This is a genomic window from Aristophania sp. ESL1100, from assembly GCF_058511235.1.
The window spans coordinates 1649616-1670688 of record NZ_CP196394.1 but is presented as its reverse complement, the minus strand read 5'-3'; the positions used below and the strand labels follow the sequence as shown (position 1 = coordinate 1670688).

Here is a 21073-nt window from a genome sequence, read left to right as displayed (position 1 = left end):
TTATTTGGGCGCTAGAATCATCACCATCTGACGGTTTTCAAGACGTGGCATCTGCTCAGCCTTGGCCATATCTTCCACATCGAGACGGAGGCGTTCCATGATTTTGACGCCCAGCTCCTGGTGAGCCATTTCACGTCCTTTGAAACGTAGGGAAATTTTGACCTTATCGCCCCCTTCAAGGAAGGATAAAACCGCCTTGCGTTTTGTCTGATAGTCATGTTCTCCCGTACCAGGGCGAATCTTGACTTCCTTGATTTCAATAACCTTCTGTTTTTTCCGAGCTTCGTTACGCTTTTTTTGCTGCTCGTACTTAAACTTGCCGTAATCAAGGATTTTAGCAACAGGCGGCTCCGCCGTCGGGCTGATCTCCAATAGGTCTAATCCTGCAGCGAAAGCACGTGCCAGTGCATCACGCGTCTGCATTACCCCAACCATACCGCCATCAGCATCAATAACACGAACTTGCGGTACACGGATCTCATCATTAACACGCGGCCCTTCCCGACCTGGGGCGGCGTTAAACGGCGGTTTAGATATGGTCAACTCCTGTCTCTGTTTACAAGAACTGCCCTTACGTCAGAGCAGTCTTTCTATTGACATTAAATTCATAGCCTCGCCAGAAGAGTGACGCAAGGGAAAGCTTTTCGGGCGAGGGTCATTTTCTGTTAATTCAGGCGATTTCAGTTTTTTCTCTCAGAAGATCAGGGGGTGTTGCTTCTTCAGAGAGGGCTTTTACCGCTTCAGCAAAGCCGAGAATCTCCTGATCCTTACCTCCAAGACGTCTCATCGCAACTGTTTTCTCTTCAGCTTCACGTCGCCCGACGACTAATATGACAGGAACGCGTGCAAGGCTGTGCTCGCGAATTTTGGCGTTGATTTTCTCATTACGCGTATCTGTCTCAACAGAAAGACCAGCTTTGCGTAAAGCGCTTGCCACTTCATGGGCATAATCAGCGGCATCTGTCACGATAGAGGCAACAACAACCTGAACAGGGGCCAGCCAGAGAGGGAACTTGCCGGCAAATTGCTCAATGAGAATACCGACAAAACGCTCAAAACTTCCCAGAATGGCGCGGTGCAACATGACAGGGCGATGGCGGGCGCTATCTTCACCGATATAAGAGGCATCAAGGCGCTCTGGTAAAACATAATCGACCTGCAAGGTGCCACACTGCCAGTCACGGCCGATGGCATCTGTCAGGACAAATTCAAGTTTCGGGCCATAAAAAGCGCCTTCACCGGGGTTGAGCTCATAATCAACGCCGACCATTTCGCAGGCTTTTTTCAGAGAGCCTTCAGCTTTGTCCCAGACGTCATCTGAGCCTGCGCGTGTCTCAGGGCGGTCAGAGAATTTTACGCGGAAGGATTCAAAGCCGAGGTCTTTATAGACTTCCGCCAGCATGGAGACGAAACGGGCTGTTTCATCGGCAATCTGGTCATCCGTACAGAAAATATGGGCGTCATCCTGCGTAAAGCCCCTGACGCGCATAATCCCGTGGAGGGAACCAGAGGGTTCGTAACGATGACACGCACCAAATTCAGCCATTCGTAAGGGAAGCTCACGGTAGGAACGTAAACCGTTACGGAAAATCTGTACGTGGCAAGGGCAGTTCATGGGCTTGAGGGCGAGGGTTGTGTTCTCATCTTCAATACTGGCGACGAACATGTTTTCACGATATTTGTCCCAGTGGCCGGAAGCTTCCCATAAGGTACGGTCAACCAGTTGAGGTGTTTTTACTTCCTGATAGCCGTTACGCTCCTGCGCACGCCGCATATAATTCTGAAGGGTGTTATAAAGGCGCCAACCTTTTGGATGCCAGAAAATCTGACCAACGGCTTCTTCCTGAATATGGAAGAGGTCCATTTCCTTGCCGATGCGGCGATGATCGCGCTTTTCAGCTTCTTCCAGACGATGCAGATGGGCTTCGAGTTCTTTTTTATCGCGCCAGGCTGTGCCGTAAATGCGGGTCAGCATCGGGTTGTGATGGTCACCGCGCCAATAGGCCCCTGCAACGCGCATGAGCTTGAAAGCCGTTCCGACATCAGCCGTTGTGGGCAGGTGGGGGCCGCGGCAAAGATCAAGCCAGTCACCCTGGCGGTAAATGGAAATTTCTTCTGATTCCGGCAGGTCGCGAATCAGCTCGGCTTTGAATTTTTCGCCATGATTCTCGAAATATGTGATCGCTTCATTGCGGTTCCATACTTCACGCGTGAAGGGCGTGCCTCTTTTAATGATTTCGAGCATTTTCTGCTCAATGGCCGCAAAGTCTTCAGGTGTAAAAGGCTTGTCACGGGCGAAATCGTAATAAAATCCGTCTTTAATGCTTGGGCCGATGGTCACCTGAGTACCCGGCCAGAGTTCCTGCACGGCTTCAGCAAGCACATGGGCTGTGTCATGGCGGATCAGGTCAAGGGCTTCCTCGTCCTTGCGGGTGATGAAGCGAATAGCTGCGTCATGATTTATGGTTGCAGAAAGGTCGGAGAGTTTGCCGTCAACTTCCATTGCCAGAGCGGAGCGGGCCAGTCCGGGCCCGATATCCTGGGCAATAGCGGTACCCGTCACTGCCCCATCGAAGGTGCGAAGACTTCCATCGGGTAGGGTTATGACGGGCATAAGGGACGCTCCTTGGAATATAAAATAAGCAACAATGGTCAAAATGGCCCCGGAGATCAGTCTCCGCAAGTGTCTTTTGAATGCGAAAATGTAATGGTCTGACTTTTAGCGTCAATTAAGTCTGAAAGCCAGTGATCAAGGTAATTCGTTACTCTTTTAACGCTGAGATCGGACAGGCTCTCACTTGAGAGAATTCTGTTAAATCCTGGGGTTAATCCCAAAGGAGAACAGCGCCGTGGATCACTTTCATTCGAAAAAAGGGTCAGGGTCGGACGATCCATCGTTGCGGCAATATGGAGCGGGCCTGTGTCATTTCCTATGACAAGAGAGGCACGACCTAGCAGATGGACCAGTCCAAAAAGAGATGTTTTCCCAATAAAATCAAAGAGTTTCTTGTGCTCTTCTTTGAGAATCTTTCCTGAATATTTCTGGGAGTCTCCTCCAACGAGGACGCAGCGATATCCCTGTTTTTGCAGGTGAGAAATCAGGTCTGAGAAATGGCTTAAGGGCCATATTTTACGGGGCCGGTGCATGGCAGCGCCGGGGACGATGACAATATAAGGCGAAGGTGGATAAGGATACGACTCCTCTGGGGGCGGAATCCAGTCCGGGATCGTTCTTGAGACAGGTTTTATATGAAGCGCTTTGAGAAAATTATCCTGCCGGATCAGCGTATGCATGTCTCTGGCATGAAACAGGGTCTTGAAAGGGGCTTCGATGCCCAGATTCATATGGTCAGACCATAGGGGCTTCTTATGTGGCCGGAGTGATAAAAGGCGCTTATATAAGCGTGTCCTGCCTGAATTCTGTAAATCAATGACATGGTCAAAATTCTGAAAGAGCGACCATAAATATCTGGCTGAACGTCCGTCCGTCACAGGCTTTCGGTCGTCAATAAATACGTCGTCAAACCAGGGGGAGCTGCGCAAAAGCGCTTCATAGGGCGAAGATGTCAGCACGGCCAGACGAGCCGCAGGGTAAGCTCGTCTGATCGCTGCAAATGCACTGAATGCCTGAAATATATCGCCTAAAGCACCATGTTTAATGACGAGAATATGACCGGCAGGATCATGGTTATTTATAATAGGCGCCTCGGCGTTCTTATCGGCGTTCAGCTTCCCTGTGAGGGTTTTTGTTCTGAACCGTCCTGCTGGGCCTGCCCGGTTGAAGACGGGCTGGCAACAATAACCATGGCCGGTTTAAGGAGCCTGTCTTTCAGTGTCCATGCCGGTGTCCAGGCCTGAATGACCTGCCCTGGGGCGTGGCTGTCGGAATGTTGTTCCTGCATGGCCTGATGAAGGTTTGCATCGAAGCTCTGACCAGTGGGGTCCTGCCGGCGGATTCCATGACGTTCCAGAATGGAAAGGAAGGAACGCTCGGTGGTTTCCAGTCCTTCACGCATTTTTTTGATAAGACCGTCTTCATGTTCCTGAGGCGGAGGCAGAGCCGAAAGGGCACGCTGCAAATTCTCAGCGCCTTCAACAACATCGCGGGCAAATTTCTGCACAGCATATTGCCGGGCGTCCTCTACATCGCGTTTTGTGCGCGCACGGAGGTTCTGCAGCTCTGCTTCAGCGCGCATCCAGCGGTCTTTCATTTCCGCTGCTTCGGCTTTGGCAGATTCAATGGTCTCCTCAGGAGCGGAAGAGGCTTCCTGGCCCTGTTCCTGGGTCATATCTGTTTCGCCAGCTTGGTCGCTTTCGGGAGAGTGTGTATGCTGTTCCATAATATGCTCTGCTTTCTGGTCTGATTATTCGGGCCTGTTTATCACGATCCTGCCTTTCTGGACCAGATAGTGATGATTGGTTTTAAAGCAAGAGGGTATGGGATAATTGTCGTTGTTATATTTGTAAATATAACAGTATCGTAATATAGACTATAAATGTTCTATGGCGTGCCAGCGAATTTTCTGTGTGGAATGGACTGTTTAGGAAAGCTATATGGATATTAAAGCTGAATTTGGTATGCAATCAGAGGCTGAGCCTGTTATTGCCCTTGTTGACGATGATAGAAACATCCTGACGTCTGTCCAATTGACTTTGGAGGAAGAGGGGTTTGTCGTTGTCAGCTATGCGGATGGGAAAAGTGCCTTGCAGGCTCTTTTGTCACGCCCTGTCTCTCTCGTTGTGCTGGATGTCCATATGCCCCAGATGGATGGCATGGAGCTTCTGCGCCGATTGCGTACGCGTTCCAACATTCCGGTTATTTTTCTTACCTCCAAGGATGACGAAGTCGATCAGCTGATGGGCTTGCGTCTTGGCGCGGATGACTACATCACAAAACCTTTCTCCCTGCGTCTGCTCGTAGAGCGGATTCGTGCCTTGTTGCGGCGTCATGAGCTCAGTCAGGCTGGTGACGGAGGGGAGCCGGCTCTGGCAGGTCAGGCTGTATTGATCCGTGGAGCGCTGACTCTGGATGATGCCCGTCACCAATGTATGTGGAATGGTCAGGAAGTCTCTCTGACGGTAACGGAGTTTTTGCTCGTCAGAACGCTGGCTGTAAGACCGGGCCTGGTTAAAACCCGTGATCAGCTGATTGATGCGGCTTATGGGGGGGATATCTACGTCGATGACCGCACAGTGGACAGTCATATTAAACGTGTCAGGAAAAAATTTCGTACAGTAGACGATGATTTTAACCAGATTGAGACGTTATATGGAATTGGATATAAATATAAAGATGTATAATATTTCATATATCAGATATTTATGTTTTATCTAAAAAAAGCCTTAAAATCCAAGAATTTTGCGTATATATCGCTTCTTATTAGAAGAAATATACGCAAAATCAAGGAAAAGGATTTTTTTCGATATTGCACGTCTCCATTTTTGGGGAGATTGTTACTTATTAATATTCTGCCTCTTTTATTTCTGGCAGGATTATTGCTTTACTTAAAACAATATCAGCACGGCTTGCTCCATACAGATGTGATGGCACTGCGGGAAGAAGCTCATATTTATGCCCGTATTCTGGAAATCAACGCCGAGAAAACGACCCCGCAGGGGCAGACCGTTCTTGACAAGAACCGTGCGAAAGACCTTCTTGACAAGCTGATGCAGACCAGCCTGGACGGTCATATCAGGCTTTTTGATTCCAATGGTGAATTACTGGCAGACAGCCGCCGGCACCATACGGTTATTGATACGCCTCTCCCTCTGGATGATGACGAATTTACACATTCAGAGGAAGGTGTCTGGCATCCTCCCAGACGGAATATCATTGATATATTCTATAACTGGGTTCTGGTTGATTCTCTGGCCTCTGCTCATAAAGGATTGATTCCATTCAAGGTCGATCCGACTGAAAGTAATGAGGATGACGCATCTCTTAATATCAAGCCGTTTCAGGCTGAATTGCCTCCTTATATCCGGCGTAATGCAACAAATGCCCTGCTGATTACCATTATCGAGCCTGTCAGAAGCAATGGTGAGGCCATAGCGGAGCTACAGCTGACCAGAAGAGCGCCGGAAATTGACCGTATTTTGTTTGCTGTAAGGTCCTCTATTCTAACCCTGATGTTATTGGCCATTTGGGTGACGGTCATGCTGTCATGGTATTTTTCCTACACGATTGCACGGCCTATTCTTCAGCTCGTCGGTGTGACAAAGAAATTACATCTGGAAGGGGGCAGGCACCCCGAAGCGGTTCCATTGTTTTTGTTAAGCCGGAAAGATGAAATTGGCTCATTGGCACGTTCCACGCGTAGTAGTGCGATTGCGCTCTGGGCCCGCATTGATGGTACGGAACGTTTCGCTGCTGAAGTTGCCCATGAGGTTAAAAATCCTCTTGCCTCTCTTAGTTCAGCACTGGAAATCCTTCCACGGATTGAAAAGCCGGATGTGCGCACTCATCTGATCGAGGTTTTGCAGGAAGATGTAAAACGTCTGGAACGTCTGGTCAGGGATATATCGGATGCCAGCCGGGTTGAAGGGGATTTGTCGCGCGGTTTAAGAGAACCGGTTGCGATTGAACCGCTTCTGGATTTCCTCGTTGAAATGCACCAGACAACACGCAAGGAAAATGACCCGATTATGGTGCTGGATGTGCCAAAAGATACTTTCTGGGTTCATGCCATAGAAGATCGACTGGTTCAGGTTTTCAGAAATCTTATCGGGAATGCCCTTTCTTTTTCACCACCTAACGGAATCGTGACGATTCGGGCACGTAGGGCGGGTCCTTCCCGCAAGATTCACAAAAATCACAAGATCCATCATCGTGATTATGTTGATATCATGATTGAGGATGAGGGGCCTGGAATCCCGGAAGACAAGCTGGATATGATTTTTGACCGTTTTTACTCGGATCGTCCTGTAAACGAAAAATTTGGACAGCATTCAGGGCTCGGTCTGGCGATCAGCAAACAGATTGTGGTTGCCCTAAATGGAGCAATTTATGCTGAAAATCGGCTCGGAGTCAGCGAGAGAACGGGTGAAGAAGGGATTATTGGAGCGAGATTTATTATCTGCCTGCCTTCCTATGAGGCTGATGAAGCGAAAAATTCTGACGATTGAAAACGTCAAAAATGCTATAATTTCCGCGTTGTGAGTAGGAGGATGACAGAAGAAATGGATAAATCCAGCGCTTTTTCAGAAAATGAACTTCCTTCTTACCCACATCGAGGTGAAGGGATGACCCAAAGCCGCCATATCCTTCTGGTAACCGGTCTTTCAGGGGCGGGGAAAGCCTCTATCCTGCGCGTGTTGGAAGATCTGGGTTATGACGTTGTGGATAACCCACCACTCGATCTTTTTGAAGCCTTAACATCCCGTTCCGGAAAATGGCAGGCTATCGGACTTGATGTGCGGAGCAGGGGGTTCAAGGCTGATCTTGCGTTAAAATATCTTGCGGAATTGCGTGCTCTGCCTGATTGCACGGTGCAGTTACTTTATGCGACGGCGGAGGATGACATCCTGTTGCGCCGCTTTACCGCAACAAGGCGCCGCCATCCGCTTGTATCGTCTGGTGAAGTGCTGACAGGCATAGAGCAGGAGAAAGAACTTCTGGCACCTCTGAAAGCTGAAGCGGATCTGGTGCTTGATACGTCAGATCTTCCTCTGCCGGAACTCAGGCGGTTGATTGAAGCCCGTTTTGACGGAACGACCCGTCAGGGACTTTCCGTCGTGTTAATGTCATTTGCCTATCCGGCCGGATTGCCGCGTGAAGCGGATATGGTGTTTGACGTAAGATTTCTGCGGAACCCTCATTATGATGAAACGCTCCGTCCTCATACAGGGCTGGAAGAGGATGTCGCTTCCTACGTGAAGGCAGACCCTTATTATCAAAGATTTTATGATCATCTTTCAGCTCTGGTAAAGCTGACCTTGCCGCGCTTTGTCGAGGAGGGGAAGAAATATGTTACAATCGCTGTCGGGTGTAGTGGGGGGCGCCATCGCTCTGTAACGGTTGTTGAAGCGTTGGCCAGGGATCTGGCAGGTGACATGCAGCAAAAAGAGTCTGCCAAGTTGCCCATTATGATTGTGCACAGGGAACTGGCGCGCCAGGGTCTGGCGTCCTGGCGTTGGGCCGTCCCGCCTTCTGTCTCGGAATAACGGCTCAGAGACCTCCATAGATTATAGTCAGTACAGGCTTATAGCGCTTTGTCACGGACGAATGGTGTCTGCGATGTTTTATACCCGCAAGGTTTGGTGCTTTTAACGTTTTATCGATAGCTTTTGCTTTATCCTGAGCGGGTAGATGAGACGGCTTTCCCGAAAAAATTACCAGACAAAATAAAAGCTCGATTTCAGAGAGCTGCCAGTGGAGCCGGTTGGAACACTTCATAATTAGAATAAAATCGGGGTTCATAATTTTATGTCTTCAGAAAATCTGACAAAATCTGGCGGTATTTCTTCACACTCTCAGGATAATGAGATTGAAGACAAAAATGATGGTGCTTTGTTGGATCCTGCACAGCTTAAAATCATAGCCATCGGAATTGTTGCAGCTCTGGCAGGTTTGATGTCCGGTCTTGATATTGGTGTGGTATCCGGGGCTCTCGGATTTTTCGGGAAAAAATATAACGCTACGACGTTCCAGCTTGAATGGGTTGTCAGTGCCATGATGGCTGGTGCCGCTGTGGGGGCCCTCTGTGGAGGCTGGATGGCTCGTTCCTGGGGAAGAAAATGGTCTCTCTGTATAGGAGCGGCTATTTTTGTTCTTGGTACATTAGGGTGCGCCTTGAGCTGGTCAGTCAGCTCCATGATTGCTTTTCGGGCCATTATGGGGTTGGCTGTCGGGCTTTCAGCCTTTACGGCCCCTCTTTATCTGTCTGAAATTGCCAGTCCAGGTTCCAGGGGAGCTATGGTTTCGACCTATCAGCTTATGGTAACGGTCGGAATATTCCTGGCGTTCCTTTCTGATACATTTTTTACCTATACCGGCAATTGGCGTGCGATGTTTGGTGTCGCCGCTGTTCCGGCTGTTCTATTTCTCATCGGTATCTTTTTTCTTCCTTACAGTCCCCGTTGGCTGATAACGCAGGGGCGTCATAAGGAGGCCCGTAAAATTCTTCTGGATTTGCGGGAAGACCCTCTGGAAGCCGCTAAAGAAATCAAAGCCATCAAAAAACAGCTCGAGACGAAGCAGGAAGGGTGGCATCTTTTTAAACATAATCCCAATTTCAGGCGCTCTGTTGCATTGGGGATTTTACTGCAAGCGATGCAGCAGCTCGCAGGGATTAATATCGTGATGTATTATGCGCCGAAGATTCTGGAAACGGCTCATTTTGATACAGAGTCTCAAATGTGGTGTACAGCCATGATCGGTATGGTCAATATGCTGTCTACCTTTGTGGCGGTCGGGCTGGTGGACCGTTGGGGGCGCAGGCCAATCCTCTTTACCGGTTTTGCTGTTATGGCTGTTGGGATGACGTCTTTGGCATTCTTACTGCATATGGGATTACATTCAGAGGCTGCACAGCTGTCAGCGGTCTTCCTGCTTATGACCTTTTGTGCTGGATTTGCGATGTCTGCCGGTCCGTTAATGTGGGTGTTATGTGCTGAGATTCAACCATTGGCTGGCCGCAATTTTGGTATTGCTCTTTCCACTTTGACAAACTGGCTGACCAATTTGCTCGTTGGGGTCAGTTTCCTGACCCTGATGAAAGCCCTTGGAGCAGATGGCACGTTCTGGCTTTTTGCCGCTTTAAACGCTCTTTTTATTCCACTGACATATTTTTTTGTGCCAGAGACAAAAGGAGTCTCACTCGAAGAAATCGAGAAGAACCTTATGAATGGCGTGCGCTTGCGGGATATAGGGCAGTCCCTGGAGAGGTAATGCCCTGCTTTTTCTTCTAGAAAAGATAAGGCTGCACGGAACAAAGCTGCGCCTGCATAATCCTTTTTTCCTCAGGTGATAGATATTCCATAAGAAATGGGAGTAATCTGGCCGTGAGGGAATGATCCTGGCGTTTTAAGGCAAGAATGGCGTTGATAGTGCGAGGGCCTGTTAAAAAAGTCATGACAAGGCGGAAAAAAGCGAGGTCTAACCATTTCTGGCCATTCGGAGCCTTCTGATAGAGCTCGGTTTCAAATATTTCCCACTCATCTGCAATAAGGCGGTCGGCAATTAGGGGCTCACGTGGGACAGCGGATAAAAATGCGTGGCTTTGACTGAGTCCCCCCTGCTTTTTCAGACTGATCTGCCCGGATTTGGAATAAGGGAGACAGTGATAAGGCAGGAACCCTCCAAGGCGGCTGTCAGAACGGATCAGGAAATCGAGAGGTTTATTCTGGAGGTCCAGAGCGAAGATCATAGCAGGCCCAGGAAGGTGATTCTGATCAAAGAACAGAAAAATGTTTGACTGACCTTGTGAGCGCTCACGGGTATAGGCAAACGCTGACTGCACCTCGATCCTCTCTTTGTTCCACGGAACAAGGCGCGCGATTTTAAAGTCTGTTTTTTGTTCCTGCTCTTTGGCCGTGTCAGGCGCTCCCTGTAAGTCAGGAGGAAAAAGCGCTTCCAGTTTCTCTAATGCTAAAATAGTGCTTTCTATAATGAGAGGACGGATCGCCTGGAGGAGAGAGACTGTTCTTCCTTGCGGACGGCTATCCTGAAAAGTTGTCAGCTCTTTGGAGAAAAGTTCTTTAAGCGGAAGAAGAGGGCCATGCCCTCTTAAAGCGGAGGCGACAATTTCTTCCAGGCTGCCGCCTGGGTAATAAAGAATATTGGCTGTTTCCCATTGGGCAGGGCCGCGCGTCTGTCCAGGCTGTTCCCAGTCGATATCATTTTTTTCGACCGTAACATACCGCCCTTCAGAAAGAGGGAAATAATGATCATTTTCCCACATATTACTGAAATATTCAGGACGTATAAAAGATTTAACCCATCTATTCTGCGGGTGCTCAGGGCCACCGTGCCGCGTGAAAGCATGAAAATCAGGATAGTCAGAATGGAGAATTTCCTGACCGGCCCCATAGGTGCAACGATGAAACGCTATGGCATTGATAGGTTCTTCATATGAAGCCAGAAAAGCGTGAATCGTGTCATGCTTATAGAGATTTAAATACTCGTTTGAATCAAGGAATCCGACCCAGTCAAAAGAGTTTTTCAATCCACTGATAGCGTCCAGATAAATAATGCGTTTACGATCCTGAAAAGGAGCGACCACATTTTCTATACGGAATAATCTGATATCCAGACGATGGGATGCTGTTTTTAAAAGAAGCTCCGTGCCATCATCGGACTGGTCATCAAATAGGATAAAGCTATCGATCCCCAGCTTTGCATGCCAGGCCAGCCAGGGAAGTATGTCTTTTCGATTATTACGTATAATGCTGACGAGAGCGACCTTCATAAAGTATCGTTTTCCCTGAAATAAGATAGGATCCGAAATCAGGTCGCAATCTTATAGTAAAGATCAGCTCATGGTAAGGACAATCCGCGCTGATTGAAAGAGTTCAAAAATATCGTTGATAAGACGGTTTTTGACATTACTCATTTTCCCCGGGCTGGCAACATAAACCGCCAGTGAGAGGCTCAGCGTCAGGTCATTGAGGGCAGAGAGTGTAATGCCCGGGGCCGGGTAGGCGAGAATATCATTTTTCTGCTGGTCCACAGCTTTGAGAATAAGAGTGCGTACCTGCTGTATGTCGCAATTGACCGGGAGTGTGAAAGAGAGAGTCACTTTCGCCGGGATATTGCCGAAACTCGCATTCTTGACGTTCGAGGTAATGAATTGTGAATTCGGAACGATCAATGTACTGCCATCCCCCAATCTGATGTCAGTGGTCCGTACGTTTACGCGTTTGACTTCCCCTCTATTTCCGCCGACCTCAATGACATCTCCCGCTTCAATCGGTCGTTCAGCGAGCAGAATTAAGCCTGAGATAAAATCTTTCACAATAGATTGCAGCCCAAATCCCACACCGACTGAAAGAGCACTGACGACCCATGTCAGATTCTGGACAGACAGTCCGACCATGGATAACAGGATGATCCCGACGATAATCCAGCCACAATAGGTAAAAATACTGAGAATGGAGGTTCTCAATCCCATCGTAAGGGTTGTGGTGGGGAAGAATTTTTTTGTGAGCCAGAACTTGATCCCCTTGATGAGGTAATAAGCCCCAATAACCAGAATTGCCGCTCCCAGAAGGGTTTCCGGGGAAATTGCCACGCCATGAAATGTACTGCCTGAAAATACGTGATGCAGGCGATTTATGATCCCGGCAGGGGTGAAATCGCCCTCATTGGTAAGCAGAGCGATAAAGAGCATCAGGAAGATCAGGGACCCCATGGCAGAAATCAGGACATTGAAAAATTCCAGTCTCCGATGCGTAATCCCGATTCTGAGAAGATGCCTTCCCGGCAGAGCAAGGGGAGAGAAGATCAAGGCGACAAAAGCCTGCCACGCCCCAACAAAACACCCTGTGACACTGGTTGCATAAATGAGGCTGATAAGCGTGATATTTGCGGTAAATGCCAGGGCACTATAACCCGTTAGGATCCACCCGGTGTTCAGAAGGGTATAAATCAGAATAACAATCCACAGGAAGCGACTGGCACTTTCCAGAAATGATGAGGGTGATGTGTCACTTTTCGTGTTTATCTGCGGGGCTTCCTCAGTTTTGCCCTCTTCTGTTTGAGGCTTGAAGGTGGCCGGGTGAGGGACGATCGCGAAGCAGCATGCAAGAGTAATGAGCGATAAGACCGTTTCCAGAAAGGCAACACTGGTAGGAACAGAAATCCCCTGCAGTTTGAATGACCTAATCAGGGTGTCACAGAGGATTGCCAGAGTCAGTAATATGGAAGCTTTATAGTTGCTTTTGCCATCAATCATGAACCGTAAAGGCAAACCCGCTCCCATGATAAAAGCACAGACGGGAAGTGTCTGCCCTATAGCGCGCTCAGTTGCGTTGATATCTGCCCCGAAAATGGTTGACCAGCCGATCCAGAGTAAAAAAGCCAGCCCCCCGAGCAAAGCACCGCAAAGGCAATGAATCAAACGGTGGGCAACCTTGTTATTGAGAAGTTCGTGGTTAAGCCACTTGATCATTATCCTGATAAGGCGGCCCCGGATGAATATCCCGCCTGAAATGGCAATAAAGAGAATGAGGAGCGTGCTTGTAAGAAGTAAGGCGCTTTGTTTTAAAGTGCGGTTCTGAAACAGGGACAAAGGATGAAGAGGCAGCTCTCCCAGCAGATTGTGCCAATAAGTCAGGCTAAGAGGAGAGGCGCTTCGATGAGAAAGAGTGTCATGCTGGAGTTTATGACGCACGCCATCAAGTTCTGTGAGCAGGCTGGTCGCCTGTAGCTCATAGAAACGTGCTTTCACATTCAGGGTTTTTATAGTGTTGGAGGCCTTCTTGGCCTCCAGTCTCTGGCGCGATATGGAAGGGTCTTCCTCAGTGGTTTCGCTTTTAGGGCCCAGAATCTCCAGAGCGGATTTGACCGTACTGTCATATGTCTGGAGTTGTTCCACAATCCCGGACGTATCGGTCTTGATGGTTTTGACCTCTGTTATCAGGGTCTGCATCGTGTTCAGTGAGAAGGGATCCTGAGAGGATTTAATGCGCTTGATGACGTTTTGAAGGGTCTTGTTATCTGCCTTGAGTTTGTCATCCATGCCCTGGGTGACATCATCCCAGTCAAGATTAGGCATGACGTCAGTGGCGACTTTGCTTTGAGCGGCTTTATTGCTTTGAACAGCTGTGGCAGCCCGGGAGGGTACTGCGGTCCCTCCTTCAGCGAGAAAGAGGAACGTCATGAAAATGAAGACGTAACGCAAAACAGCAAACATAAGAGGCCCTTCTGAATTTTATGGAGTTAGAGGGAGAAGGCCGGAAACTCTATTATGGAATTGAGGAAGTTTTTTTCAGGATAAGTGGGGCAGATCCCGGAGAGAGTGGATATTTTCCTCCTGCATGACTTTAAGCAATTCTGACTTGATACGGGTTAAAAAATGGTTTCCCTGGTAAATAAAGGCACTATAAACCTGCACCAGATGGGCACCGAGCATAAGACGTTCAAAAACGTCCCTTCCACTTTCAATGCCTCCTGATGAAATGAGAATGAGGCGCCCTTTATTCAGCTCTGAAACGAGTTTCAGCACAGTGCGGGCACGGCCTGAAAGAGGCCGGCCGGAGAGTCCGCCCGTTTCAACAGATCGCGCACTTCTCAGGAAATCGGGGCGAGCCAGCGTTGTGTTGGTCAGGATGAGACCACTCGCTCCATGATCCAGGCAGGCCTTTACAATCGGTTCGTAAGAATCATCGGCCAGGTCAGGCGCCAGCTTGACCAGAAGGGGGGGATGGCCGGGAACGGCCTTGTGAATGGCGTCAAGAAGTCTGCTGACAGTTTCAGGGCCCTGAAGGTCTCTTAACCCCGGTGTATTGGGAGAAGAAAGATTGATGGTGATATAATCAGCATAATGCTGCACACGTTCTACAAGATATGGATAGTCAACCAGTGGTATGGCCTCTGTTTTATTAATACCGATGTTTATGCCCAGAGGTTTATGAAACTTTTTGCTGTGTCCGGAACGGTCCGGGCGGCACTGGCTGGCCAGATTTCTGCAGAATTGATCAATACCGCAATTATTAAACCCCATCCGGTTGATAATGGCGCGGTCCTCTTCAAGCCGGAAGAGACGCGGTTTAGGGTTGCCAGGTTGAGGTCTTGGGGTCACAGTGCCTGCTTCCAGAAAGCCAAAACCGAGCTTTCCCAGACCTTTTAAGGCGCGTGCATTTTTATCAAACCCGGCAGCCAGTCCGATCGGGTTGGAGAAAGTGCGGCCCCATAACGTTGTAGCCAGACGTGCGTCGTCCGGGGCGGCTGAAGGGGTAAGCCCTAATGAAAGCGCACGAATAGCGACTTCATGTGCCTGTTCCGGGTCGAGTCTTTTTAAGGCCCAAATGGCAGCTGCTTCAAACTTCGACATGGAATTTCCCTTTTTGACCTTTAATATGCTCTATAAAACGATGTATTTTAAGATATATTACCGCTTTGAGAGGCTTTCTTCCAAGGTTCTTTTACAAGAGGAGGCCAGAGTCTGAATTATGCACGATTCACCTTATCTTGAGACATGTTGCCGGTCAGCACTGCACAGGCTTTTTCTAAGCGGTCATGATGGAAGACCCGCGGAATCAGTCGAGCCCGGCCAATTTCCTGATTTCAGGGCCCCTCTGAAAGATCGTCCCTGTCTTGAACGTCTGGCAGGGATGGGCCTTGCGAGAAAGGGTAGTGACGGAAGGTTCTATATAACATCTGCCGGGAAAGAGCGTCATAGTCACGAAATGCGTCCGAGCAGAAAGGCTCATAACAAGATCAGTTTGCGCTCTGAGAAGCGACACAGTAGATAAACTACCTGCATCGTTACTTAATTCTCAGTTGGATCAGTCTATTCCCGTGGTTGCTCAATTCTCTCTTCCTCCTATTGATCTGGGGCAGAATGTTGTTCTGCATGATCCGGTTATTCTGGCACCGATGTCAGGTGTAACGGACCTCCCTTTTCGCCGTCTTGCTCGTGAATTAGGAGCAGAGCTCGTCATTTCTGAAATGATTGCGTCATGGGCCATGGTCCGGGAAAATGCCAATACGATGCGTATGGCAGAGACCGCTGGGGCAGGCGGGATCAATGCGACCCAACTGACGGGCTGTGACCCTGATGCCATGGCTGAAGCCGCCAGAATCGCTGTTGATGGGGGGGCTGACCTGATCGACATCAATTTTGGATGTCCGGCGCGTAAGGTTGCAATCGGGCAGATGGCTGGTTCTTTTCTGATGCGTGACGAATTATTGGCGGCGCGTATTCTCGAAGCAACGGTCAAGGCTGCGTCTGTGCCTGTAACGTTGAAGATGCGTATGGGCTGGGACCATAACAGCCTGAATGCACCACGTCTGGCACAGATTGCCGAAGACGTTGGTATCAGAATGGTGACCGTGCATGGGCGCACGCGCCAGATGTTCTATAATGGCCATGCGGACTGGCATTTTGTCCGTACAGTTAAGGAGGCTGTGACATTACCTGTCCTGGTGAATGGCGATATCGTCTCTATTGCCAAAGCGCGTGAAGCGTTGGAGATTTCCGGGGCAGATGGTGTTATGGTCGGACGTGGCTGTTATGGCAGGCCCTGGTTTCCTGCCCAGCTTGTGGCGTCTCTCAGAACGGGAGAAAACGTGCCTGACCCGACGATTGAGGCAGAAAAAGAGATTCTTCTTCGTCATTACGGCATGATGCTCGACTATTTCGGGGAACGTGCAGGCTTACGTCTGGCCCGCAAACATGTATCATGGTACTCCGTCGGTCTGCCGGGGTCAGCTTCTTTCAGGGCGGAAATCAACCGATTGGATGATGCGCAAAAAGTGATTGAGTGTGTAGAGCGTTTTTACGATATACATATAGCTGCCGAGCTGCACCGGGATCGGGAATCTGCCCATAATAAAGAGGGCTGAAGTCACAAAAATGAATAATAACGAGACTCAGATCACATCGTTCCAGACGGAACTTTCGGGACATTCGCCTTATTTCCTCTGTGGAATCGGGTGCGAAGAGCGTTTTGCTTTTGCGCATCTGTTACATGAGTATGATAAAAATGCCACGGGCGCTTTTATCATTGCCCAATTGGCAAATATTCCACGTTTCCAGCAGGAAGAAGCCTTTTTCGGTAACCAGAAAGACTCCTGGCTTAATCAGGCAAAAGGCGGCACGCTCGTTATCAGCGAGATTGATAATCTTGTGCCGGCAGTCCAGCAGAAATTCGCTTCCATAATGCGCAATGACGTTTCAGATGTCCGCCTTGTGATGACCAGTGCTTATGACAAAGGGCTTCTGGTGGAAAATCATGCGCTCGAAACAGCGCTTCACGACTGGCTTGTGAGTCTGGAAGACCGTTATTGCGTGGGAGCCGACCGGATAAAGGCTGCTCAATGCCTGTCGCTGGGAAGTCTTTCAGGATTTTCCGCCTTGATTGAGCCTTTATTGCGAGATCATGCCAGGGAGTGGTTGAGCGCAGAGATTAACGGACTACACGGTCATATCATTGCCGAAATAGAACGGCCCCTGATTATGATGACCTTGAACTATACAAAAGGAAATCAGATCAAGGCAGCCTCTTTGCTGGGGCTAAATCGTAATACCTTACGTAAAAAAATCAGGGAATTGCAGATTACGATCAGCCGGAGTGATAAAAAATCTGCCAAAAAGGAAGAGAGACAGTGATGTCCCTTTTCCGAAAAGGATGGGGACTTCTAGTACGCCTGACCAGTATGCGCGGTATTGTGTGGTTGACGATAATCGCCCTTCTTCTGGCTTTCATGACGTTTGTCGTGCTCGCCGGAGGGGTCCAGGTCACACACCTGCCGCAATTACAGGCAATTTTATTTCTTTTTGACTTTATAGCGCTTCTGCTTATCGGGGCAGCGGCCATCAGGCAGCTTGGTCATATGTTGGCCGAGCGCCGAATGGGCATCGCCGGGGCCCGCCTCCATACGCGCTTAGTGACATTATTTGGCGTCGTGGCGGTAGCACCGACTTTGATGCTGGGCGCGCTGGCGACCTTATTCTTTCATTTCGGGGTGGAAATCTGGTTTTCCAATCGTGTCAACACGGCCTTGACGGAAGCTCAATCAGTCGCAGCCGGATATTTGCGTGAGCATAATGATAATACGAGGACAGAAGCCTTCGCGCTCGCCAATACACTTCTGACCGTCCAGAATGACGAGTTTCTGGCGCAGGGGTCGGATATTTTTCATGATCCATCGCGCTTGCAGTCTTTGCTTGAAGATGAAGTTACGGAACGTGGTCTGACAGATGCTGTTATCTTTGATTCCCTGACGCGTAAGATTATTGCGACAGGTGGATTGCTTGTTCAGAAAGACAAACATTCTTTTATTACGACGCTACCTCCGAAATCCATGATTGAAATGGCACGGGCAGGGGATGTGGCCGTGCTGGATGAGCCTGATTCACGCGTGATCCGGGCTGTGATTTCCCTGGGAAATAATAACGGATTGATGCTGGTCCTGACAAAGCAGGTTGATCCTGAAATTCTGCGTCACGTCAGGAAAACGACGACTTTGGTGCATGACTATCAGCGCATGATCCAGAACAGGGGAAAAACCCAGGTCGCCTTTGTCGGAATTTTTGCCCTTATGGGGCTTCTGGTGCTGGCTGTCGGTATGCTGACAGGTCTTTCTCTGGCGAACCGCATAGCCCGTCCCCTTAGCCTGCTTATTCTGGCAGCAAGGCGTGTTTCCCAGGGGGACCTGGCCGTGCGCGTTCCTGTTAGAAACAAGCCGGATGACCGGGATGATGAGGTCGGAGCTCTTTCTCGTGCCTTTAACAGCATGACTGACCAATTGGAGAGTCAGCGCGGGGAGCTGTTATCGGCCTATGATCAGATTAATGAAAGACGGCGTTTTACTGAAACGGTTCTGGGCGGGGTGTCGGCAGGGGTGATCGGGCTTGATAAGCGCCAGGTTATTGAATTGCCGAACAGAATGGCCTCAACAATTCTGCAATGTAATCTCCAGGCAAGAGTGGGTACATTTCTGGTAAAAGCGGTGCCGGAATTTTCCTCTCTTCTTGAGGCGGCCAGTAAAATGCCTGGCCATGAGCATGTGGAGGAAATACAGATTGATGTGACGAATGCGCCCGCCCCCGGTGGCCCTGGTCACGGAGGAGGGGTCGCGGCAGGGCGCACACTTCTGGTGAAAATCGTGGCAGAGTGGCGCGGAGAGGAGGTGGAAGGGTACGTTGTCACATTTGATGACATAACCCAGTTGCAGATTGCCCAACGTAAAGGTGCCTGGGCTGATGTGGCACGTCGTGTTGCTCACGAAATAAAAAATCCTTTAACGCCGATACAGCTTGCAGCAGAAAGATTGAAAAAACGGTTCCAGAAAGAGATTACCAGCGCGCCTGAGACGTATAATCAATTGATTGAAACAATTATCAGACAGGTTGGCGATATTGGCCGCATGGTTGATGAATTTTCTGCTTTTGCGCGTATGCCTGAACCCGTTATGGAACCTTATGATCTGGCAAGGCTTTGCCGGGAAGCTCTTATTTTGCAACGCAATGCCCATCCCGAGATTATTTATGAGACGTCGGGTCTGGATCAGGGGCCTGTTATGGCATTGTGTGATCGGCGGTTATTAGGTCAGGCATTGACCAATCTCCTGCAAAATGCAGCTGATGCCCTTGCCATGACCAGGCATGAGGTCCAAAATAAAGAGGTAATTGGTCATATTACCGTGAAACTGGTAGTAAATTCCTATGAAGCTGTTATTTCTGTCGAGGATGACGGTATTGGCTTACCTGAACGGGAGCGCCATCGCCTGGTTGAACCCTACGTAACATATAAACCTAAAGGAACGGGGCTTGGGCTGGCGATTGTGAAAAAAATTATGGATGCTCACGGAGGCAGATTGACCCTTGAAGACAGAGTATCCCACAATAAGGGCGCAGAACGGGATCGAGCAGGCAAAGAAATAAAAGGAACATGCGTTTCTCTTTCTGTGTTATTGCCAGAGACGGGACAGACGGGTGCAGGCTTGTCAGATTATGAAGGTAAGGCATGAATTACGAGATTCTGATTGTTGATGACGAACCCGATATTCGCTTCCTTCTTGAAGGGATCCTGACTGATGATGGATACCAGACGCGCAGTGCCGGCGATGCTGATAAGGCGCTCGAAGCTTTCAGGGAAGATAGACCCTCTCTGGTCATTCTGGACATCTGGCTGCAGAACTCCCGATTAGACGGGATGGACCTTCTGAAACTCTTCAAAGAAGAGGATCCCAATGTTCCCATCGTAATGATTTCAGGTCACGGGACGATTGAAACCGCTGTATCAAGTCTGCAGCATGGCGCCTATGATTTCATCGAAAAGCCATTCCAGTCTGACAGATTGCTTGCTGTCGTCAAACGGGCTCTGGAAGCAGCCCGCCTGAAACGTGAAAATGCAGAATTACGGATGCTGGCCGGTTCTGATATGAACCTGATGGGGCAGAGTCCGCTGATGGCGTCTGTCAGAAATCAGATATCCAAAGTGGCGCCGACCAATTCACGTGTTTTGATCACTGGGCCGGCAGGCGCGGGGAAAGAAGTGGCAGCGCGCATGTTGCACGCCTATTCCAAGCGCGCTGATGGGCCATTTGTGGTTCTTAATTGTGCAGCCTTGGCCCCTGCACGGTTTGAAGAAGAACTTTTCGGGATAGAGAAAGACGGTGACCGTCCGGTCAGGCAGGGCCTGCTGGAACGCGCTCATCGCGGCACGTTATTGCTTGATGAAGTGGCTGATATGCCTCTTGAAACACAGAGCAAAATTGTCCGGGCGCTTCAGTTGCGCAATTTTGAACGTGTCGGCGGGTCTGTCAGCGTTAAGGTGGATGTCAGGGTGATTGCCACGACCAATCGCAATCTGCAGGAAGAGATTCAGGAAAGACGGTTCCGTGAGGATCTTTTCTATCGTCTGGCCGTTGTCCCGCTTCATATTCCGGCACTGAAAGAGCGGCCGGAAGATATCCCGGCGCTCGCCTGCCATTTTATTGAAAAAATGTCCGAATCAGCTGGCCTGGCAAAGCGTGATCTGGCAGTGGATGCCCTGGCCAGCCTCCAGGCTTATGAATGGCCGGGTAATGTGAGAGAGCTCCGTAACTTGATGGAGCGTATGTTGATCATGGCTCCGGGTAATTCTGCCAATATCCATGAAGCCATTCGGGCGGAGATGCTTCCTGATATAATCAGCAAGGGCGCGCCTTCCATGACGCGCCTTAATGCAGAGGCGGATGTTATGAGTTTACCTCTGCGTGAAGCACGGGATCAGTTTGAGACGCAATATCTTCAGGTGCAATTAATGCGTTTTGGGGGCAATATAAGCCGGACGGCTAATTTTGTTGGTATGGAACGCAGTGCCTTGCACAGGAAATTAAAACAATTGGGTGTCACACAGGAAGATCGTGGTGCCACCCAACCGGATAACGTTGAAGTCTGAAACAGAACTTCAAATAAACGAG

16 protein-coding genes are annotated in these 21073 nt (G+C 49.4%); 9 read left to right on the top strand and 7 right to left on the bottom strand.

The genetic code is table 11. The features are described 5' to 3' along the window. The 4 genes from infC to ACSYSY_RS07725 form a co-directional block, all read right to left on the bottom strand. A complete protein-coding gene (gene infC, locus ACSYSY_RS07740; RefSeq protein ID WP_491706994.1) occupies window positions 1–543 on the bottom strand; it encodes a translation initiation factor IF-3 in 543 nt (180 codons plus the stop codon). Between the two features lie 127 nt (window positions 544–670). After that, a complete protein-coding gene (gene thrS, locus ACSYSY_RS07735; RefSeq protein WP_491706993.1) occupies window positions 671–2614 on the bottom strand; it encodes a threonine--tRNA ligase in 1944 nt (647 codons plus the stop codon). A gap of 56 nt (window positions 2615–2670) precedes the next feature. After that, window positions 2671–3573 carry a glycosyltransferase family 9 protein gene (locus ACSYSY_RS07730; protein ID WP_491706992.1) on the bottom strand — a complete coding sequence of 301 codons (903 nt, stop codon included), beginning with the start codon at window positions 3571–3573 and terminating at the stop codon, window positions 2671–2673. A 152-nt stretch (window positions 3574–3725) separates the two neighbouring features. Further along, window positions 3726–4340: a nucleotide exchange factor GrpE gene (locus ACSYSY_RS07725; RefSeq protein WP_491706991.1), complete on the bottom strand. Its 615-nt coding sequence runs from the start codon at window positions 4338–4340 to the stop codon at window positions 3726–3728. A gap of 214 nt (window positions 4341–4554) precedes the next feature. On the opposite strand from ACSYSY_RS07725, the gene ACSYSY_RS07720 reads away from it, so the two are divergent. The 4 genes from ACSYSY_RS07720 (at window position 4555) to ACSYSY_RS07705 (ending at window position 9889) form a co-directional block, all read left to right on the top strand. Continuing rightward, window positions 4555–5301: a response regulator transcription factor gene (locus ACSYSY_RS07720; RefSeq protein ID WP_491706990.1), complete on the top strand. Its 747-nt coding sequence runs from the start codon at window positions 4555–4557 to the stop codon at window positions 5299–5301. A 21-nt stretch (window positions 5302–5322) separates the two neighbouring features. Continuing rightward, window positions 5323–7125: a sensor histidine kinase gene (locus tag ACSYSY_RS07715; protein WP_491706989.1), complete on the top strand. Its 1803-nt coding sequence runs from the start codon at window positions 5323–5325 to the stop codon at window positions 7123–7125. Between the two features lie 117 nt (window positions 7126–7242). Further along, window positions 7243–8163 carry an RNase adapter RapZ gene (rapZ, locus tag ACSYSY_RS07710; protein ID WP_491708251.1) on the top strand — a complete coding sequence of 307 codons (921 nt, stop codon included), beginning with the start codon at window positions 7243–7245 and terminating at the stop codon, window positions 8161–8163. A 262-nt stretch (window positions 8164–8425) separates the two neighbouring features. Further along, complete coding sequence (locus tag ACSYSY_RS07705) at window positions 8426–9889, top strand: sugar porter family MFS transporter (protein WP_491706988.1); 1464 nt, start codon at window positions 8426–8428, stop codon at window positions 9887–9889. 16 nt (window positions 9890–9905) lie between these two features. On the opposite strand, the gene ACSYSY_RS07700 is transcribed toward ACSYSY_RS07705, so the two are convergent. The 3 genes from ACSYSY_RS07700 to ACSYSY_RS07690 all read right to left on the bottom strand — a co-directional run bounded on the left by ACSYSY_RS07700 (window position 9906) and on the right by ACSYSY_RS07690 (window position 14993). Then, a complete protein-coding gene (locus tag ACSYSY_RS07700) occupies window positions 9906–11408 on the bottom strand; it encodes a glycosyltransferase family 2 protein (RefSeq protein WP_491706987.1) in 1503 nt (500 codons plus the stop codon). A 63-nt stretch (window positions 11409–11471) separates the two neighbouring features. Continuing rightward, window positions 11472–13853, bottom strand: coding sequence for a mechanosensitive ion channel domain-containing protein (locus ACSYSY_RS07695; protein ID WP_491706986.1), 2382 nt, complete (start codon window positions 13851–13853; stop codon window positions 11472–11474). A gap of 75 nt (window positions 13854–13928) precedes the next feature. Continuing rightward, window positions 13929–14993 (bottom strand): quinone-dependent dihydroorotate dehydrogenase, encoded by a 1065-nt coding sequence (locus ACSYSY_RS07690; protein WP_491706985.1) that lies wholly within the window; start codon window positions 14991–14993, stop codon window positions 13929–13931. A gap of 118 nt (window positions 14994–15111) precedes the next feature. On the opposite strand from ACSYSY_RS07690, the gene ACSYSY_RS07685 reads away from it, so the two are divergent. Genes ACSYSY_RS07685 through ntrX form a run of 5 tightly spaced genes read left to right on the top strand, consistent with a single transcriptional unit; the run spans window position 15112 to window position 21051 of the window. Next, on the top strand, window positions 15112–15414 hold the full coding sequence (locus tag ACSYSY_RS07685) for a hypothetical protein (RefSeq protein WP_491706984.1): 303 nt from the start codon (window positions 15112–15114) through the stop codon (window positions 15412–15414). A 46-nt stretch (window positions 15415–15460) separates the two neighbouring features. Then, on the top strand, window positions 15461–16507 hold the full coding sequence (gene dusB, locus ACSYSY_RS07680) for a tRNA dihydrouridine synthase DusB (RefSeq protein WP_491706983.1): 1047 nt from the start codon (window positions 15461–15463) through the stop codon (window positions 16505–16507). A gap of 10 nt (window positions 16508–16517) precedes the next feature. Beyond that, window positions 16518–17273 (top strand): helix-turn-helix domain-containing protein, encoded by a 756-nt coding sequence (locus tag ACSYSY_RS07675; protein WP_491706982.1) that lies wholly within the window; start codon window positions 16518–16520, stop codon window positions 17271–17273. Next, on the top strand, window positions 17273–19636 hold the full coding sequence (locus ACSYSY_RS07670; protein WP_491706981.1) for a sensor histidine kinase NtrY-like: 2364 nt from the start codon (window positions 17273–17275) through the stop codon (window positions 19634–19636). Before ACSYSY_RS07675 ends, ACSYSY_RS07670 begins: the two co-directional genes overlap by 1 nt. After that, entirely contained in the window at window positions 19633–21051 is a 1419-nt protein-coding gene (gene ntrX / locus ACSYSY_RS07665) for a nitrogen assimilation response regulator NtrX (protein WP_491706980.1), read from the top strand. The genes ACSYSY_RS07670 and ntrX overlap by 4 nt, the downstream gene beginning before the upstream one ends. The last annotated feature ends 22 nt before the right edge of the window (window positions 21052–21073 follow it).

What these genes read in the sequence shown, in the direction of transcription:
- ACSYSY_RS07685 (WP_491706984.1), top strand. Translation starts at nt 15,112, where the DNA reads ATGCACGATTCACCTTATCTTGAGACATGTTGCCGGTCAGCACTGCAC.
- ACSYSY_RS07725 (WP_491706991.1), bottom strand. Translation starts at nt 4,340, where the DNA reads ATGGAACAGCATACACACTCTCCCGAAAGCGACCAAGCTGGCGAAACA.
- ACSYSY_RS07675 (WP_491706982.1), top strand. Translation starts at nt 16,518, where the DNA reads ATGAATAATAACGAGACTCAGATCACATCGTTCCAGACGGAACTTTCG.
- ntrX (WP_491706980.1), top strand. Translation starts at nt 19,633, where the DNA reads ATGAATTACGAGATTCTGATTGTTGATGACGAACCCGATATTCGCTTC.
- ACSYSY_RS07690 (WP_491706985.1), bottom strand. Translation starts at nt 14,993, where the DNA reads ATGTCGAAGTTTGAAGCAGCTGCCATTTGGGCCTTAAAAAGACTCGAC.
- rapZ (WP_491708251.1), top strand. Translation starts at nt 7,243, where the DNA reads ATGACCCAAAGCCGCCATATCCTTCTGGTAACCGGTCTTTCAGGGGCG.
- thrS (WP_491706993.1), bottom strand. Translation starts at nt 2,614, where the DNA reads ATGCCCGTCATAACCCTACCCGATGGAAGTCTTCGCACCTTCGATGGG.
- ACSYSY_RS07705 (WP_491706988.1), top strand. Translation starts at nt 8,426, where the DNA reads ATGTCTTCAGAAAATCTGACAAAATCTGGCGGTATTTCTTCACACTCT.
- ACSYSY_RS07700 (WP_491706987.1), bottom strand. Translation starts at nt 11,408, where the DNA reads ATGAAGGTCGCTCTCGTCAGCATTATACGTAATAATCGAAAAGACATA.
- ACSYSY_RS07715 (WP_491706989.1), top strand. Translation starts at nt 5,323, where the DNA reads ATGTTTTATCTAAAAAAAGCCTTAAAATCCAAGAATTTTGCGTATATA.
- ACSYSY_RS07720 (WP_491706990.1), top strand. Translation starts at nt 4,555, where the DNA reads ATGGATATTAAAGCTGAATTTGGTATGCAATCAGAGGCTGAGCCTGTT.
- ACSYSY_RS07695 (WP_491706986.1), bottom strand. Translation starts at nt 13,853, where the DNA reads ATGTTTGCTGTTTTGCGTTACGTCTTCATTTTCATGACGTTCCTCTTT.
- ACSYSY_RS07670 (WP_491706981.1), top strand. Translation starts at nt 17,273, where the DNA reads ATGTCCCTTTTCCGAAAAGGATGGGGACTTCTAGTACGCCTGACCAGT.